This is a genomic window from Pedobacter jeongneungensis (assembly GCF_000633455.1).
GTDB lineage: Bacteria > Bacteroidota > Bacteroidia > Sphingobacteriales > Sphingobacteriaceae > Pedobacter > Pedobacter jeongneungensis_A.
Window position 1 is genome coordinate 1 of sequence record NZ_AYMG01000023.1, and the last position, 15,312, is coordinate 15,312.

The 15,312-nt window shown below is 38.4% G+C and carries 9 protein-coding genes; 7 read left to right on the top strand and 2 right to left on the bottom strand.

Going from position 1 to position 15,312, the window contains the following annotated elements:
- Positions 1-106 precede the first annotated feature (106 nt).
- The gene (locus U859_RS0119830) at positions 107-595 is read right to left on the bottom strand and encodes a cytidine deaminase (RefSeq protein ID WP_025145061.1); all 489 of its coding nucleotides are present in this window, start codon (positions 593-595) and stop codon (positions 107-109) included.
- Between the two features lie 148 nt (positions 596-743).
- On the opposite strand from U859_RS0119830, the gene U859_RS0119835 reads away from it, so the two are divergent.
- The 5 genes from U859_RS0119835 (at position 744) to U859_RS0119855 (ending at position 9,950) form a co-directional block, all read left to right on the top strand.
- On the top strand, positions 744-5,732 hold the full coding sequence (locus U859_RS0119835) for a translocation/assembly module TamB domain-containing protein (RefSeq protein ID WP_025145062.1): 4,989 nt from the start codon (positions 744-746) through the stop codon (positions 5,730-5,732).
- Positions 5,716-8,031 (top strand): BamA/TamA family outer membrane protein, encoded by a 2,316-nt coding sequence (locus tag U859_RS0119840; RefSeq protein ID WP_025145063.1) that lies wholly within the window; start codon positions 5,716-5,718, stop codon positions 8,029-8,031. The genes U859_RS0119835 and U859_RS0119840 overlap by 17 nt, the downstream gene beginning before the upstream one ends.
- 7 nt (positions 8,032-8,038) lie before the next feature.
- Entirely contained in the window at positions 8,039-9,061 is a 1,023-nt protein-coding gene (locus U859_RS0119845; protein WP_025145064.1) for a YihY/virulence factor BrkB family protein, read from the top strand.
- A gap of 213 nt (positions 9,062-9,274) precedes the next feature.
- A complete protein-coding gene (locus U859_RS0119850; RefSeq protein WP_240183078.1) occupies positions 9,275-9,502 on the top strand; it encodes a UPF0175 family protein in 228 nt (75 codons plus the stop codon).
- On the top strand, positions 9,486-9,950 hold the full coding sequence (locus U859_RS0119855) for a DUF3368 domain-containing protein (RefSeq protein ID WP_029985986.1): 465 nt from the start codon (positions 9,486-9,488) through the stop codon (positions 9,948-9,950). Before U859_RS0119850 ends, U859_RS0119855 begins: the two co-directional genes overlap by 17 nt.
- A 281-nt stretch (positions 9,951-10,231) precedes the next feature.
- On the opposite strand, the gene U859_RS0119860 is transcribed toward U859_RS0119855, so the two are convergent.
- Entirely contained in the window at positions 10,232-12,103 is a 1,872-nt protein-coding gene (locus U859_RS0119860) for a DNA topoisomerase IV subunit B (RefSeq protein ID WP_025145067.1), read from the bottom strand.
- A gap of 432 nt (positions 12,104-12,535) precedes the next feature.
- Here U859_RS0119860 and U859_RS0119865 point away from each other — a divergent pair, with 432 nt between their 5' ends.
- A complete protein-coding gene (locus U859_RS0119865) occupies positions 12,536-13,873 on the top strand; it encodes an APC family permease (RefSeq protein WP_025145068.1) in 1,338 nt (445 codons plus the stop codon).
- A 69-nt stretch (positions 13,874-13,942) separates the two neighbouring features.
- Entirely contained in the window at positions 13,943-15,277 is a 1,335-nt protein-coding gene (locus U859_RS0119870) for an MFS transporter (protein ID WP_025145069.1), read from the top strand.
- The last annotated feature ends 35 nt before the right edge of the window (positions 15,278-15,312 follow it).

A 15,312-nucleotide genomic window follows, 5' to 3' on the forward strand; every position in this document is an offset into this window, starting at 1 on the left:
TCAGCCGACGAAGCAATCTATTTTCTCATAGTTCTTTCTACAAAGATTGCTTCATCCAATGAAAAATTGGATTCGCGATGACGATCTGTCGTAAGATACTACTTCCCTACCGCTCCAACCTATCCTCCACAAAAGCAAAAGGTAATAAACTCTTTACACTCGGCACTTTTAATACCTCACCATTTAAACAATAAAAAATTACCTCAATCGGTGCGTTTTGTTTACGTTCAAATTCTGCCATTACCTGCAGGCAGCCTCCGCAAGAAGTAATGGGTTTTAAAATTTCAAAATTATCGGTTTGGGCCGTAATTGCCATACTTTCTATTACCGCATTTGGATATGTGGAACCGATACTAAAAAGTGCTACTCGTTCGGCACAAAGACCAGATGGATAGGCCAGATTTTCCTGGTTACTGCCCAGTATTGTTTCTCCTGAGGCCAAACGGATGGCTGTACCTACCCTAAATTTCGAGTAAGGTGAATAAGAACTGGCTAAAGCTTTTTCCGAAAGTTCGCAAAGCGTTCTGTCTGCTAATGTTAATTCTGCGATACCGGTATATTGCTCAAAGGATATATTTAGATTTATTGATTTCATTTTTAACTATTTACATCACCGCCTATGTTAAATTTTTATAGCGGGCGAACAATTTAGGTTATTTTTTGTATTAATTATTAAAAACTGCCTTAAATTTAATATTAATGGCATGCTTTTAGCATTTAGTTGACACCAAACACGCTTAGCTTTGAATAAATACGTACGTAAAAGTCTCAAAATTTTATTGTGGGTAATTGCTTCCATCATCATTCTGGTGGTGGCTGTAGCCCTGTCTTTAAATATTCCTGCAGTTCAGAATTTTGTTAAAGGCAAAGCCATAAACTACCTTAAAAGCAAAACCAAGACAGAAGTAAGTTTAGAAAGCATTAAAATTGCTTTGCCAAAAGATGTGGTTTTAAACAAATTCTACATCGAAGACCGCAAAGGCGATACCTTATTATACGCCGAAAAACTGGCTGTCGACATCAGCTTATTTAAGCTGTTAAAAAACACCGTTGAGATTAATAACATTGAACTAAAAAATGTACGTGCGAATGTGAAGCGTATTAGTCCCGACACAACATTTAATTTTTCTTTCCTGGTGGATGCTTTTGCAAGCGATCAGAAAAAATCAGAGGAAAAGGTAAAAAAAGATACCACCTCTACCCTCAAATTCTCTGTTGATAAAGTTTCGTTCGAAGATATAGGCATTAATTACCGCGATGATGTTGCTGGTAACGATGTGAAATTGTATTTAGGTGCATTTAAAACAAAGATCAAAGATTTTGATCTGGCCAACCAACATTATGTAATTAAAGAACTAAGCCTGGTGAATACTTCGCTTCGTTATCTACAGCAAAAACCATTGGTTAAATTGGTTCAGCATATTACCAATAGTGTGGATAGTGTGGAGAAAGAGCAGGGAAAATTACCACTAATTGAAGTGCAAAACTTTGTTTTTAGTAATGTAAAGGTAAATTACGACGACCAGATCTCGACCACTAAAGCCATTGCTACCGTTAATGATCTGGGGTTAGCTAACCTGAAAGTAGATTTAACCAACAGCAAATACTCGGTTGATGATGCACATTTAAACAAATCGAATATTCTTTTTGCCTTTAAACCTGCCCCGAGTAACGATTTAAAGAAAGTTAAAGATACTGTAGTGCCAGAAAAATCGCCCTTGGGTTTAATCATTAAAAATATCAGTTTAGCCGATAATACTGTACAGTTCGATAACCTTGCCACTAAACCGGCACCTAAAGGAATGGATTTTAACCACCTAAAAATTAACCAGCTTAATTTGGGTGCAAGTGATGTAAGCTATAGTGCAGCAGGTATAAAAGCCAATGTTAAAAACGGATCGTTAAAAGAAAAAAGCGGATTTGTATTGGACGAATTGCGCGGTGATGCTGTGTATAACGATAAACAGATCAAGCTGAGTAATTTTATCCTGAAAACACCAAATACGTCTATCGAGAACGCAACTGAGTTAAATTTCACCTCAATGGAGGATTTAACCAAACATCCTGAACGCGTAAAATTGAACATTGCCCTTAAAAATACCACCATCGGTTTAAAAGATGCCGGATACTTTAGCGATGCCGTACCGGCCAATTACCGCAATGAAAAAATAAAAATCAATGCTGATGTTAACGGCTATTTAAATAACCTCAATATTCCGAAACTGCAGATCAGCGGGTTAAAAAATACACAGATTGATATCAGTGGAAAAGCCAAAGGCCTGCCCGATATTAAAAAAACTTTTCTCGATTTAAACATAAAAAAACTTCACGTTACCAAAGGAGATATTTTGGTGGCTGTACCTAAAAAGTCACTTCCACCTTCAATCGAACTACCTAACGTAATCGATGCGAAAGGTAATTTTAAAGGCTCAATGACTGATTTCAACACCAACCTGAACATCAATACCGATATGGGTGGTGCTGTGGTGGTTGCGGGCATGAATGGCCCTAAAGGCAAGGAAAGTTACAAGGCAGATATCAGTTTAAACAACTTCAACGTAGGCAGGTTGTTAAAAATGCAACCTAAACTGGGTTGCGTTTCGGTTAAGGCTAATGTGGCTGGTACAGGGCTCGATCCAAAAAAAATTAATGCCAGGTTTAATGCAAAGGTATTAAGTGCTTATTATAATAAATATACCTACCGCAATTTAAGCCTTGCCGGAAATTATAGCAACCAGAACATCAGCATTAAAAGTAGCATGCCCGATAGCAACGCCAACTTTAATTTAGATGCGAAAGTAAATATGGCGGGTAAATATCCGGCAGTAAAAGCTGATCTGAATTTAAAACAGGTAAACCTTCAGGCTTTAAACTTTAGTCCTACGGTTTTAAGTGCTGCCGGAGTGGTTAAAGTAGACCTGGCCACTGCCGATGCTGATTATTTGAATGGATCGGTTGATGTTACCGGATTACAATTGGTAAAAGACAAACAAAAAGTGAACGTAGATACGATTTCGATCCGCGCAAAATCTACCGCAACAGAAAACGAACTGACATTAAAATCTGAAATACTTTCAGCAAAAATTGATGGTAAATACCAGCTGACCAAAATAGGCAGTGCAATAATCAACGAAATCAATAAATATTATGCTTTTGGCACCGTTACCAAGGTTCCCGATCAGCGTTTAAGGTTTTTTGTTCAGGTTTACGATTCTAAATTATTAAAGAGCTTTGTACCTGAATTAACGGTATTTAAACAATCGCAGTTTTACGGATTGATCGATACGCAAAAAGATAGCCTGCAGATTAAAGGTAATTTCCCGCAGGTAGTTTATGGTGATTTCAAAGTAGATACCACGGTTTTAAACATCAATAACGATAATAATAAATTAGATTATAGTTTAACCGTTAAGAGCCTTCAAAGTCCGTCAATTGCGCTTTTCAATACTGAAATAAGCGGTGATGCTGCGAATAACAATTTGGGTGTTAATATTTTCTTACGTGACAGGCAACGAAAAAACAAATATGTAATCGGTGGTAATTTCCAATCAATCAATAAAGATTTTAAATTCACTTTAGATCCTCAGAAGTTATTGCTCGATTATCAAAAATGGGTAGTTTCGCAGGATAATTACATCCAGTTTGGAGCATCGGGTATATTGGTTAACCAATTTCAGATCAGCAATAGCGGGCAGTCACTATCCATCAACAGCAATCCTACCCAACCTAATGCACCTTTGGCTGTAGAGTTTAAAGATTTCCAACTGGAAACCTTGACCAAATTTGCCGAAACCGATACTACGTTGGTTGGTGGCCGTTTAAACGGAACCGCAAATGTTAAAGATCTGGCCAGTACACCAAAATTCGAAACCAACTTAACCATCGATCAGTTGCGTTATCAGAAAGATCAGTTGGGCACCTTACGTTTAGCCGTAAACAACAACACTGAAAATGCATTCGAAGTAAACGTGGCATTAACCGGCGTGCACGAGTTAAGGGTAAATGGATTCTATTATACCGCACCTCAAAGTGCTTTAGATCTTACGGTGAATATCGATAAAATCGAAATGAAAAATATTGAGAGTTTATCTGCTGGTCAGCTTAAAAATGGTACAGGTACCCTAACCGGGGCACTTACCGTTAAAGGGGCATTAACCGCTCCAAAAATACTGGGTGATCTAACTTTTAATAATGCGGGCATCAAAGTGGCTTATGTAAATTCATATTTCCGCATGCCAAATGAAAAGATTTCGTTTACAAACGAAGGCATTAGTTTTAATAACTTCACACTGATCGATTCCTTAAATCAAAAAGCTACTATTGATGGGAAAGTTTACACCAGCGATTTTAAAAATTACCGTTTTGGTTTAGATATCAGAATGAACAATTTCAGGGCAATCAATTCGACCGCAGCGGATAATGACCTGATCTATGGAACGGTATTTTTAACCAGTAATATTAAAGTTCGCGGAGATTTGAACCAACCCGATGTGAACATGAACATCAGGGTAAACAAAGGCACAAAATTCTTCTTTGCCCTACCATCAAGCGATCCTGCAATTATTGATCAGGAGGGAATTGTGCAATTTATCGATGCCGACGCACCACCATTTAACGGACAAAAAGCTTTAAAAGTTGATAGTATAAGTAAAGCTGCAATGAAAGGAATTAACCTCGTTGCAGCCATTACGATTGATCCTGAGGCCGAACTGAATGTAGTAGTTGATCCATCAAATGGCGATGCCCTGAATATTAAAGGCGAGGCAGACCTTAATGCGACCATGGATCCGAGCGGCAAAATCAGTTTAACAGGCCGTTATGAAATTATTGATGGTTCTTACAATTTATCGGTTGGTCCGCTGGGCAAAAAAGCATTCAAACTGGTTAAAGGAAGTACCATTATCTGGACCGGCGAGCCTACTTCGGCAAATGTAAATTTAACAGCCTTATACGAAGTAAACGCAGCTCCTATCGATCTGATCAATGAGCCAGACAATATTCAAGCTAAAACTAAGTTGCCTTTTCAGGTTTATTTAATGATGAAAGGTGAGCTGTTGAAACCGATTATCTCATTCAAACTCGACTTACCTGAAAACGAACGTGGCGCATTAAATGGAACGGTTTATACCAAACTGATCAATGTAAACCGTGATGAAAGCGAGTTGAATAAACAGGTTTTTGCCCTATTGGCATTGAACAGATTTATCGCCAACAATCCTTTCGAGAGTTTGGCAGGCGGTGGCGGCGGTGTTTCTACCCTGGCGAGATCGAGTGTAAGTAAATTATTGACAGAGCAGTTAAATAACCTTGCTTCCGATTTAATTCAAGGTGTAGAATTGAACTTTGGAGTAAACTCTTCAGAAGATTACTCTACCGGCTCTCTTCAACAAAAAACAGACCTTGAAGTTGGTTTATCTAAAAAACTATTAAATGATAGGCTAACCGTAACTGTGGGTAGTTCATTCGCGTTGGAGGGACCACAGGCACCTGGCGAAAAATCGACAGATATTGGCGGAAACGTAAATGTTGAGTATGCTTTATCGGCTGATGGAAGATATCGATTAAGGGCTTACAGACGCAACCAAAATGACGTAATTGTACAGGGTCAGATTATCGAAACCGGCTTAGGTTTCACCCTTGTTGTAGATTACAATAAATTCAGAGAGATTTTCCAGAAAAAACGAAACAGAAGAAACATTGAACAAAAACCTAAAAATGAGACAACTAACTAGACCAATTTTATTCGCAATGGCCTGCTTAGTTTGGGCTGGATGTAGCTCTACCAAATCGTTAAAGCCGGGACAACATTTATATACAGGTGCTGAAGTAAAGATCAATCCGGACTCATCGGGTAAAATTGATGATGAAAAACAGGTAAAAAGTGATTTAGAGAGCAAAACAAGACCCCGTCCGAACAAATCCATTTTAGGTATTAAATATAAACTTGGCATTTACAACCTGGCGGGTGAACCTAAAAAGCCAAAAGGTTTTAAAAATTGGTTGCGCAGGCAAGGTGAACCACCCGTATTGGTTAGTGAGGTAAAATTGAAATATAATAATGATGTACTTACCAGCTATTTAATCAGCGAGGGTTATTTACAGGCTACTGTTACCGGCGATACTGTGGTGAAAGATAAAAAAGGCAAAGCCATTTACACCGCAGAAACTGGTAACCGTTACAAAATAAATAAGGTTACTTTCCCACCTGATAGTGGAATTTTAACCAAAATCATTAATCAGAACAAAGATAAAACCTTACTAAAAGTAGGCGATTACTACGATCTGGATAATTACAAAAACGAGCGCATCAGGATTGATAATGACCTTAAAGAGCAGGGCTATTTCTATTTCAGTCCGGATTACCTGATTATGCAGATTGATAGTACTATCGGTAAAAACCTGGTAAATGTGACAGTTAAAGTTAAAGATATTGCGCCTGATGCCGGATTGAAACCTTACACCATCAGGAACATCAATATTTATCCAAGCTATAGCTTGCGGAGAGATACGATATTAAGAAAGCTAAAACCGTTGGAATATCACGATTTTAACATTTATGATGATCGCAATACCTTTAAACCAAGATTGTTCGACCGTCTGGTTTTTTTCCAGAAAGGTGAACCTTATAACCGTAAAGATCATAATCAATCGTTAAACAGAATGGTAAACATTGGTGCTTTCAGAGATGTTAGGGCAGAGTTTTTACCGGTCGATAGTTTCAAGAACAATAAGTTGGATCTGAATATATACCTTACTCCATTAAAGAAAAACTCGTTGAGTTTTTCGGTTACAGGTACAAGTAAATCGAACAATTTTGTGGGCTCGGAGGTAAAAGTAACGCAAACTACCAGAAACTTATTCAGGGGTGCAGAGCAGTTGGATATTAGTGTAAGTGGTGGTTTTGAAACACAGGTAAGGGGAACTTCTTTAGGGCGGAATTCATTGTCGTTAACGGCTGAAGGAAAACTTACCTTCCCAAGATTTATCGTTCCTTTTTACAAACCGAACAGCACAACGGCCTTCATACCAAAAACCATTGCTTCGCTTTCTTATCAGATGCTTAACCGTGGGTCAGAATATACCTTACATGCCATAAAAGGTGAATATGGTTATAATTTCAAGGAAAATCAATACAAAGAACATAACTTTAACCCGATATCGATCAGTTATATTTCTACAAGTTTTCCTGATACATTTAGGAGAGATAGTTTATTTAAAGCAAATCCATTATTAAGAAGTACACTCGAAAATCAATTTATCATTGGTAGTAATTATAACTTTACCTATACCAACCAAATGGAAACCAACCGCCGTAACAATGTTTATTTCTATGGTGGTTTAGAAACAGGTGGTAATGTTTGGGGTCTGTTTACGCCTAAAAATGATAATGGACAAAAAACTTTGTTTAACACACCGCTTACCCAGTTTATAAGGGCAGAGGCTGATTTTAGAGATTTCTATAAAATTAACCGCAACCTGATCTGGGCAAACCGCTTAAATCTGGGTTATGGTTATGCCTATGGCAATAGTACTTCATTACCATTTGTAAGACAGTTTTTTGCGGGAGGCAGTAACGATATCAGGGCCTTTCCGGCACGTACTTTAGGCCCGGGTACTTACAAGGTACCAGATAATGCCATTTTTGCCGATCAGGGTGGTGATATTAAATTAATGCTCAATTCAGAACTTCGGTTTAAAATCGTGAGTGTACTATATGGTGCATTGTTTGTAGATGCAGGTAATATCTGGTTAAGAAAAGAAGATCTGGGAGAACCTGGAAAACCGGAGACTGCTAGACTCGGATCCGGCTTTAAGTTAAAAAATACTTTTAACGAATTGGCCGTTGGTACCGGTGCAGGTTTACGTGTAGATGCAACAATTTTTGTAGTACGTTTAGATGTGGCCTTCCCTGTGCGCAAACCTTACCTTCCCGAAGGACAAAGATGGGTATTTGATGATATTGCCTTTGGCAACAAAGATTGGCGCAGACAGAATTTAATTTTTAACATAGGAATAGGATATCCGTTTTAATTTTTCGATGAAAGTAATCACCAGGATCAAAAACTTCTTTATAGCGCTTTATCACCTCTTTATTGCTGCGGGAAAAGGTTTTGTTGAAGATAGGGTAACTAAATTAAGTGCTTCACTTGCTTATTACACTATTTTCTCGCTTACACCTTTAATTATTATCCTCCTCTCAGCTGCAACACTATTTTTGGGTGATGCAAAAAATGAGGAAACGAGAGGCAAGTTTTTTGGTCAGGTTACCGAACTGGTAGGTAAAGACGCTGCCGGCCAGATACAGGGCTTTGTAGAGCACGCCAATAAAACAGGTCAATCTACTTTTAGTTTAATTGTAGGTATCGTGGTGCTGATTATCGGTTCGACGGCCATTTTCATCGAAATTCAGGACAGCATCAACATGATCTGGAAGGTAAAAGCCGTACCCAAAAAAGGCTGGATAAAAATGCTTACCAACAGGTTATTATCATTTTCATTGATTGTTTCGATGGGCTTTTTATTACTGGTATCACTTGTAGTAAATAGCGTGGTAGTAGGTTTAGGTTCTAAATTGGCTGGTCTGCTGTCCCAAAGTAAGATAGACGAGGTAATTCCGGTTGCAAATGATACCATGGCACTGATTATTTATATCTTAAACAATGTAATTACACTTGCGGCTGTTACGGCTGTATTTGCTGTTATTTTTAAAGTATTACCAGATGTTGTCATCCGATGGAAATCGGCAATAATTGGGGCATTATTTACCGCTGTTCTTTTTAGTTTGGGCAAATACCTGATTGGAATTTATATCGAAAAAGGCAATCCAGGCTCCGCATTTGGCGCAGCCAGTTCGATCATTGTAATTTTACTGTGGATTTATTACACATCTATTATCTTGTATTTTGGGGCAGAATTTACCCAGGCTTATGCCGAAAAATATGATAACGGCATCGCTCCTAGTAAATATGCGGTGTTCACCAAAATTACTATTGTAGAGAAAAAGGTAGATGTACTGCCACCACAACACCCGGAAGATACGGTTGAAGTGAATAAGGAATAATTAATTGGTTCGTGTTTCCTCGAACCAAGACTTCCGATTTGATGGGTAGAAAGAAATTTTATATACACGGTTCAAAGATCTCTCCACTCCGCGTTACTTCGGTCGATATGACGACGTTTCTATTTGAACCTACTTTTAAAAGTGGTATACAAAACCTACAAGCATACATCTTGTTTTAAATTTTAATAATATCTATCTTTATATATGACTACAATGACCATACAAGTTCCTGATGCCCTTGAGCAAGAGCATGAGGAGACAACGCGTCTTATTGCAGCCAAACTATATGAAGCAGGTAAGCTTACCTTAACACAAGCTGCTGAAATGTGCCAGATGAAAAAATGGGATTTTGCTGAAATCCTGATCAAGTACAATGTCCATTATCTAGATGAAAGTGCGGCTGAAGATCTTGAAACATTCAGAAATGCTCATAGCGGATAAAATTGTCATTACCGATGCCAGCTGTTTCATTACGCTGGACAAAATAGATGGTATACATTTGCTCCACTCCCTATACAAGCAGGTAATAACAACCCCCGAGATAGCTGCTGAATTTGGCAAAAGACTACCTGATTGGGTTGAAGTGAATGCGGTATTGAATCGTGACCTGTTGTATGACTATGCTGAAACTGTAGATATTGGGGAAGCGAGTGCAATGGTTCTTGCAACAGAAATCCGTGCAGATTTACTTATTATAGATGATGCGAAAGCCAGGAGATTTGCTAAAAAGCTTGAACTTAATATTACTGGTACAATTGGCGTGATACTTAGCGCAAAACTTAATGGCATTATTCCCGCTGTTAAACCTTACATCATTAAGATACAGGAAACTAATTTCAGAATTTCTGACTGGTTGACTTTACAAATTCTTAAAGAAGCTGGAGAATAGTTCTCTTCAAGCAATTCCCCAATTTAAATATCTCGGCAGGCAATATTTATTTCATAAAATTCAATATTAGTGACATTTTTTTTTGGCAAATGTTAGGCTGCAAGATGTCATCATTGCGAGGCTGGTTTCGAGCGAACCTAAGCAATCTTTCTAGCAAAGATCGCTAGCGGGAAAGATTGTTTCGCAGTTCCTCCTCGAAATGACGACCCCTTTATGGACGATTTCTAAGCAAAGTACAAAAACAAAAAAGTCAAGTTCTTTTTAAAACTTGACTTTCTTTTTTAAGCTACCTCTTCCGTAATTACTTTAGGTTCTTCCTGTACCTCATCCTTTTCAACACGCAGGTTACGGATAATGTGCTGTTGCCTGTCTGGTGTATTTTTGCCCATGTAGTATTCGAGCAGGCTCTTAATGGTCTGATCTTTTAGAATAACAGGATCTAACCTGATGTCTTTTCCAATAAACAATCCAAATTCATCTGGCGAAATTTCTCCCAGCCCTTTAAATCGGGTAATTTCGGGTTTATTGCCTAGTTTTTCTATCGCATTTCTACGTTCCTCGTCACTGTAACAATAAATCGTTTCTTTTTTATTCCTCACCCTGAAAAGCGGCGTTTGTAGAATATAAACATGTCCGGCTTTTACCAGATCAGGAAAAAACTGCAGAAAGAAAGTCATCATCAATAAACGGATGTGCATCCCATCCACATCGGCATCAGTTGCGATTACGATATTATTATAGTGCAGCCCTTCTAAGCCATCTTCGATATTTAAAGCGTGCTGTAAAAGGTTAAATTCTTCGTTTTCGTAAACCACTTTTTTGGTGAGCTCGTAACAGTTTAACGGCTTACCCTTTAAACTAAATACCGCCTGACAATCTACATCACGTGATTTTGTGATCGAACCCGATGCAGAATCTCCCTCGGTAATAAATAAGGTGGTTTCGTAACGTTTCTCGTGTGTGGTATTGAAATGCACTTTACAATCACGGAGTTTTTTATTGTGTAGCGAAGCTTTTTTAGCCCTGTCGTTTGCCAGTTTTTTAATCCCGGCAATATCTTTCCGCTCCCTTTCCGATTGAAGAATCCTTTTCTCTAAGGCATCAGCAACATCTTTATTTTTATGCAGGTAATCATCCAATTCTTTTTTAACAAAATCGTTGATGAAAGTAGCTACTGATGGTCCTTCCGGTCCCATGTTTTGAGAACCTAGCTTCGTTTTAGTCTGCGATTCGAAAACCGGTTCCTGCACGCGGACAGAAATTGCTGCGATGATCGAAGAACGGACATCAGCTGCATCAAACTCTTTTTTGTAAAACTCACGGACAGTCTTCACTACCGCAGCCCTAAAAGCCGCCTGGTGTGTTCCACCTTGCGTAGTATGTTGTCCGTTTACAAACGAATGGTAATCTTCGCCATATTGCTGGCCGTGCGTCATTGCAATTTCGATATCCGGCCCAATCATGTGGATAATCGGATAACGGATTTCTTCCGGCTTATTAAATTTAGAAAGCAGATCGTACAACCCTCTTTCCGAAAAATATTTCTGGTTATTAAAGTTTACGGTTAAACCTGTGTTCAGGAAAACATAGTTCCATACCATACTCTCTACAAAATCAGGAATATAATGGTAGTTTCTGAAAATGGTTTCGTCAGGATAAAATGTAATTGCGGTACCATTACGCTGCGTAGTATCGATTATCGGTTGCTCGGTTACAATTTCGCCTTTAGAAAATTCTACTTTTTTCGTTTTTCCATCACGATACGATTGTACAGTAAAACTGGTAGAAAGCGCATTAACAGCCTTGGTACCTACCCCGTTTAAACCAACAGATTTTTGGAAGGCATTGCTATCATATTTACCACCCGTATTGATTTTACTTACACAATCGATTACTTTACCCAATGGGATCCCACGGCCATAATCTCGAACATTAACTTTCTGTTCGGAAAGGGTAATTTCGATGGTTTTTCCGGTACCCATTACAAACTCATCGATGGAGTTATCTACAATTTCCTTTAATAATACGTAAATACCGTCATCCTGCGCAGAACCATCGCCAAGTTTACCAATGTACATTCCCGGACGAAGCCTGATGTGCTCTTTCCAATCTAATGAACGGATACTGTCGTCGTTATAAATTACTTCTGCCATACTGTGTTTATCTGTTCTCCATTTGAAAACTTTACATTTTTGATTTGCAAAGCGATGAAGAATTTGTAGAAATAACCCTGATGATTGAAATAAAAATAATTTCAAATAAGCTCTCCAGAATTATTATACAATAATAGATTTATTCTGTGAGGCTCGCAAAAGAAAATTTCAACAAAAGCATGGAAGAGGTATATTGTGGTTCAATAGTTCATTTGTCATTAGTTGAATAGTTAGTGATCACTTTGTGGTTGATAGTTCATGGTTTGATAGTTAATAGTCTGGAAGTTGACGGATCACTCTCTTGTAGTCGATTGTCAATATACCCATAGACTATCAACCATTTGCCATAAATTCATCATCCATCTCCCATCATCCATCTTACATCTTTACATAATTTCCCTATCTTCATCCCATTATTCAAAATTCTATTTAATGCAACAAAAGAAACAGCTTTCGCTCTTCGATTTATCCATGATTGTGGTGAGTTTGGTCATTGGAATGGGTGTGTTTCGTACGCCTGTAAACGTAGCTGCAAAAGCGCAAATTCCCGAACTTTTTTACCTCGCCTGGTTTATCGGTGGTTTTGTGGCCTTTTGTGGTGCCTTAACCTACGCCGAAATTGGTTCGCGGTATCCGGTTACAGGCGGTTATTATAAAATATTTTCTTCGGCCTACCATCCCTCCATTGCTTTTGCCATTAACTGCATCGTTATTATTTCGAGTGCGGCTTCTGTAGCGGCGATTTCGATTATTGGTGCTGAATACCTGAGTAAAATTATACTGCCGCTTGATAAACAAACAGAAACTTATCGGGTAGCCATTGCCATCACCACCATTTTAACATTCTATTTCATTAACCTTTTAGGCTTAAAAGCAAGTTCTAAAACGCAGAATGTATTAACGGTAATTAAGATAGGGATGATTTTAACGCTAATTTGCGCGGCATTTTTCGGTGGACAAACAGAGACGGTTACTCCTGTTTTTAAAACCGCAACAGGTGCTTTACCTACCTGGAGCGATTATGGGAAAGCTTTGGGTTTGTGTTTAATCGCGGTTTCTTTTTCGTATGCGGGTTATGCCCAAACCATCAACTTTGGTGGCGAGGTTAAAGAAGCCAAAAAAGTAATCCCACGCTCCATTATTATTGGTTTAACCATTATTGTAATCCTTTACCTGGCCATTAATTATGTGTATGTAAAGGTAATCGGTTTCGAAGAACTAAAATCGGCCGAAAGTATAGCTGCGATACTGGCATCCAAAATATTCGGTCCTGCCGGCTTCAATGCACTTTCCGTGATCATCTTTTTCTCGGTTATGGGTTATGTAAATGTAAACCTGCTGAGCAACCCAAGAGCCATGTTTGCCATGGGCGAAGAAGGTGCCCTGCCGAAAATATTCAGCAGAATGAATAAAAAAACAGAGGTAATTACCATAAGCTTAACGGTTTTCACCTTAATTGCAGTGGTGATTATTTTTTATGCGAAAACCTTTGATAAGATTTTAAACTACACCATTTTCTTAGAAAGCATCAGTATGGCCAGTTCTGCAGCAACCATTTTTATCCTGAGAAAAAGAACGGCACATCTTGATAAAAAAACCATCTACACTGTGCCATTATATCCTATATTGCCTATTATATTTATTGCGGCTTACACTTTTGTTGCCTTTAGCATTTATGCTGACGATCAGAACGCTGCACTGAATGGTTTATATATTTTTGTTGGCTTTCTGGCGATCTATTTTGTGAGCAGGTGGTTTAATAAGAAATAGTTTATTCACGGTTCAAACCTCTCAGGTTTTTAAAACCTGAGAGGTTTAGAAAACACTTTTAAAAAATTAATGAACAAAACACTCTCCTTAAAACAAGAAATTGCTTATGCTGCCGGTATGATTGGCTGGAGTACGATGACAAACATTATCATCGTAATGCTTCCCTATTTTTACTTACCACCCAGCAATGCCGGTTTACCTCCATTGGTGCCGCAACTTGTTTTATTGGGTGCTTTTAATATCCTTTCCATTATCGCTGCATCGGGCAGGCTGGTAGATGCCATTTACGATCCGTTTATTGCCTCTAAAAGTGATGCCAGCACCAATAAAAACGGCCGAAGAATGCCTTTTATGAAATGGGCCATTATTCCGGCCATGGTTTTCTGCGGACTGGTTTTCTACCCCATCCAAAAAACAGAAAGCCTTCACAATGCCTGGTGGTTAACCATCACACTTTGTTTGTTTTTCGTATCGGTAACCACTTATATTATTCCTTATAATGCTTTACTAGCCGAAGTAACCAATACCCCAAGGCAAAAAGTTAAACTTTCAAGTTACCAGCAGGTCGGCTTTGTTATCGGGATTATTTTATCCGCCTGTACCAATAATTTTGCCGATCTGGTAGCCGCTAATTTTCATGTAGCCAACCGCAGCGAAGCCATTCAGATTGCTATATGGGGCTTGTGTATTTTATCCGGACTGGTGATGTTACTGCCGATTTTTTTCATTAACGAAAAAGAATTTTCGGTAGCCAAACCTACCCATATACCTTTGTGGCCAGCCATTAAGAGTACCTTTAAGAATAGTAATTTTAAATATTACCTGATCTCTGATTTCGCGTTTTATACAGCACTGAGCATTATTTCGAGTGGTTTATTGTTCTTCTGCACCGTATTATTGGGTTTACCCGAATCAGAAGGGGGGAAATTTATGGGCGCAATGGTTTTAGCATCTTTGCTATTTTACCCGATTGTAAATTTTGGATCAGCTAAAATTGGTAAAAAACCTTTTGTTTTGCTTGCTTTTGGGGTACTCTGCTTAATCTTCGTCACCATTTTCTTTTTAGGAAAACTACCATTTGGCCCGCATACGCAGATTTATATCCTGGTATTATCAGCTTCTTTTCCATTGGCAGCACTGGGTATTTTACCTACGGCTATCTTAGCCGATATTGCCCAGAAAGATACTCTAGAAACCGGCGAAAACCACGAAGGTATGTTCTTCGCAGTGAAATACCTTTTTGTAAAACTTGGTCAAACCTTTGGCATTGCCATTTTTGCTATGCTTACCATTTATGGCAAAGATCCGGGAAATGATTTTGGCTTACGGTTGAACGGAATTGTAGGTTTCGGACTCTGCTTAATAGCATTGTTATTTTTTAGCAGGTTTAAAGAGGAAAAATAAGTTTGGAGTTTGCTAACAAAAAAATACATGAATAG

What these genes read in the sequence shown, in the direction of transcription:
- U859_RS0119830 (WP_025145061.1), bottom strand. Translation starts at nt 595, where the DNA reads ATGAAATCAATAAATCTAAATATATCCTTTGAGCAATATACCGGTATC.
- U859_RS0119850 (WP_240183078.1), top strand. Translation starts at nt 9,275, where the DNA reads ATGACCATACAAGTTCCTGATGCCCTTGAGCAAGAGCATGAGGAGACA.
- U859_RS0119855 (WP_029985986.1), top strand. Translation starts at nt 9,486, where the DNA reads ATGCTCATAGCGGATAAAATTGTCATTACCGATGCCAGCTGTTTCATT.
- U859_RS0119840 (WP_025145063.1), top strand. Translation starts at nt 5,716, where the DNA reads ATGAGACAACTAACTAGACCAATTTTATTCGCAATGGCCTGCTTAGTT.
- U859_RS0119870 (WP_025145069.1), top strand. Translation starts at nt 13,943, where the DNA reads ATGAACAAAACACTCTCCTTAAAACAAGAAATTGCTTATGCTGCCGGT.
- U859_RS0119845 (WP_025145064.1), top strand. Translation starts at nt 8,039, where the DNA reads ATGAAAGTAATCACCAGGATCAAAAACTTCTTTATAGCGCTTTATCAC.
- U859_RS0119865 (WP_025145068.1), top strand. Translation starts at nt 12,536, where the DNA reads ATGCAACAAAAGAAACAGCTTTCGCTCTTCGATTTATCCATGATTGTG.
- U859_RS0119860 (WP_025145067.1), bottom strand. Translation starts at nt 12,103, where the DNA reads ATGGCAGAAGTAATTTATAACGACGACAGTATCCGTTCATTAGATTGG.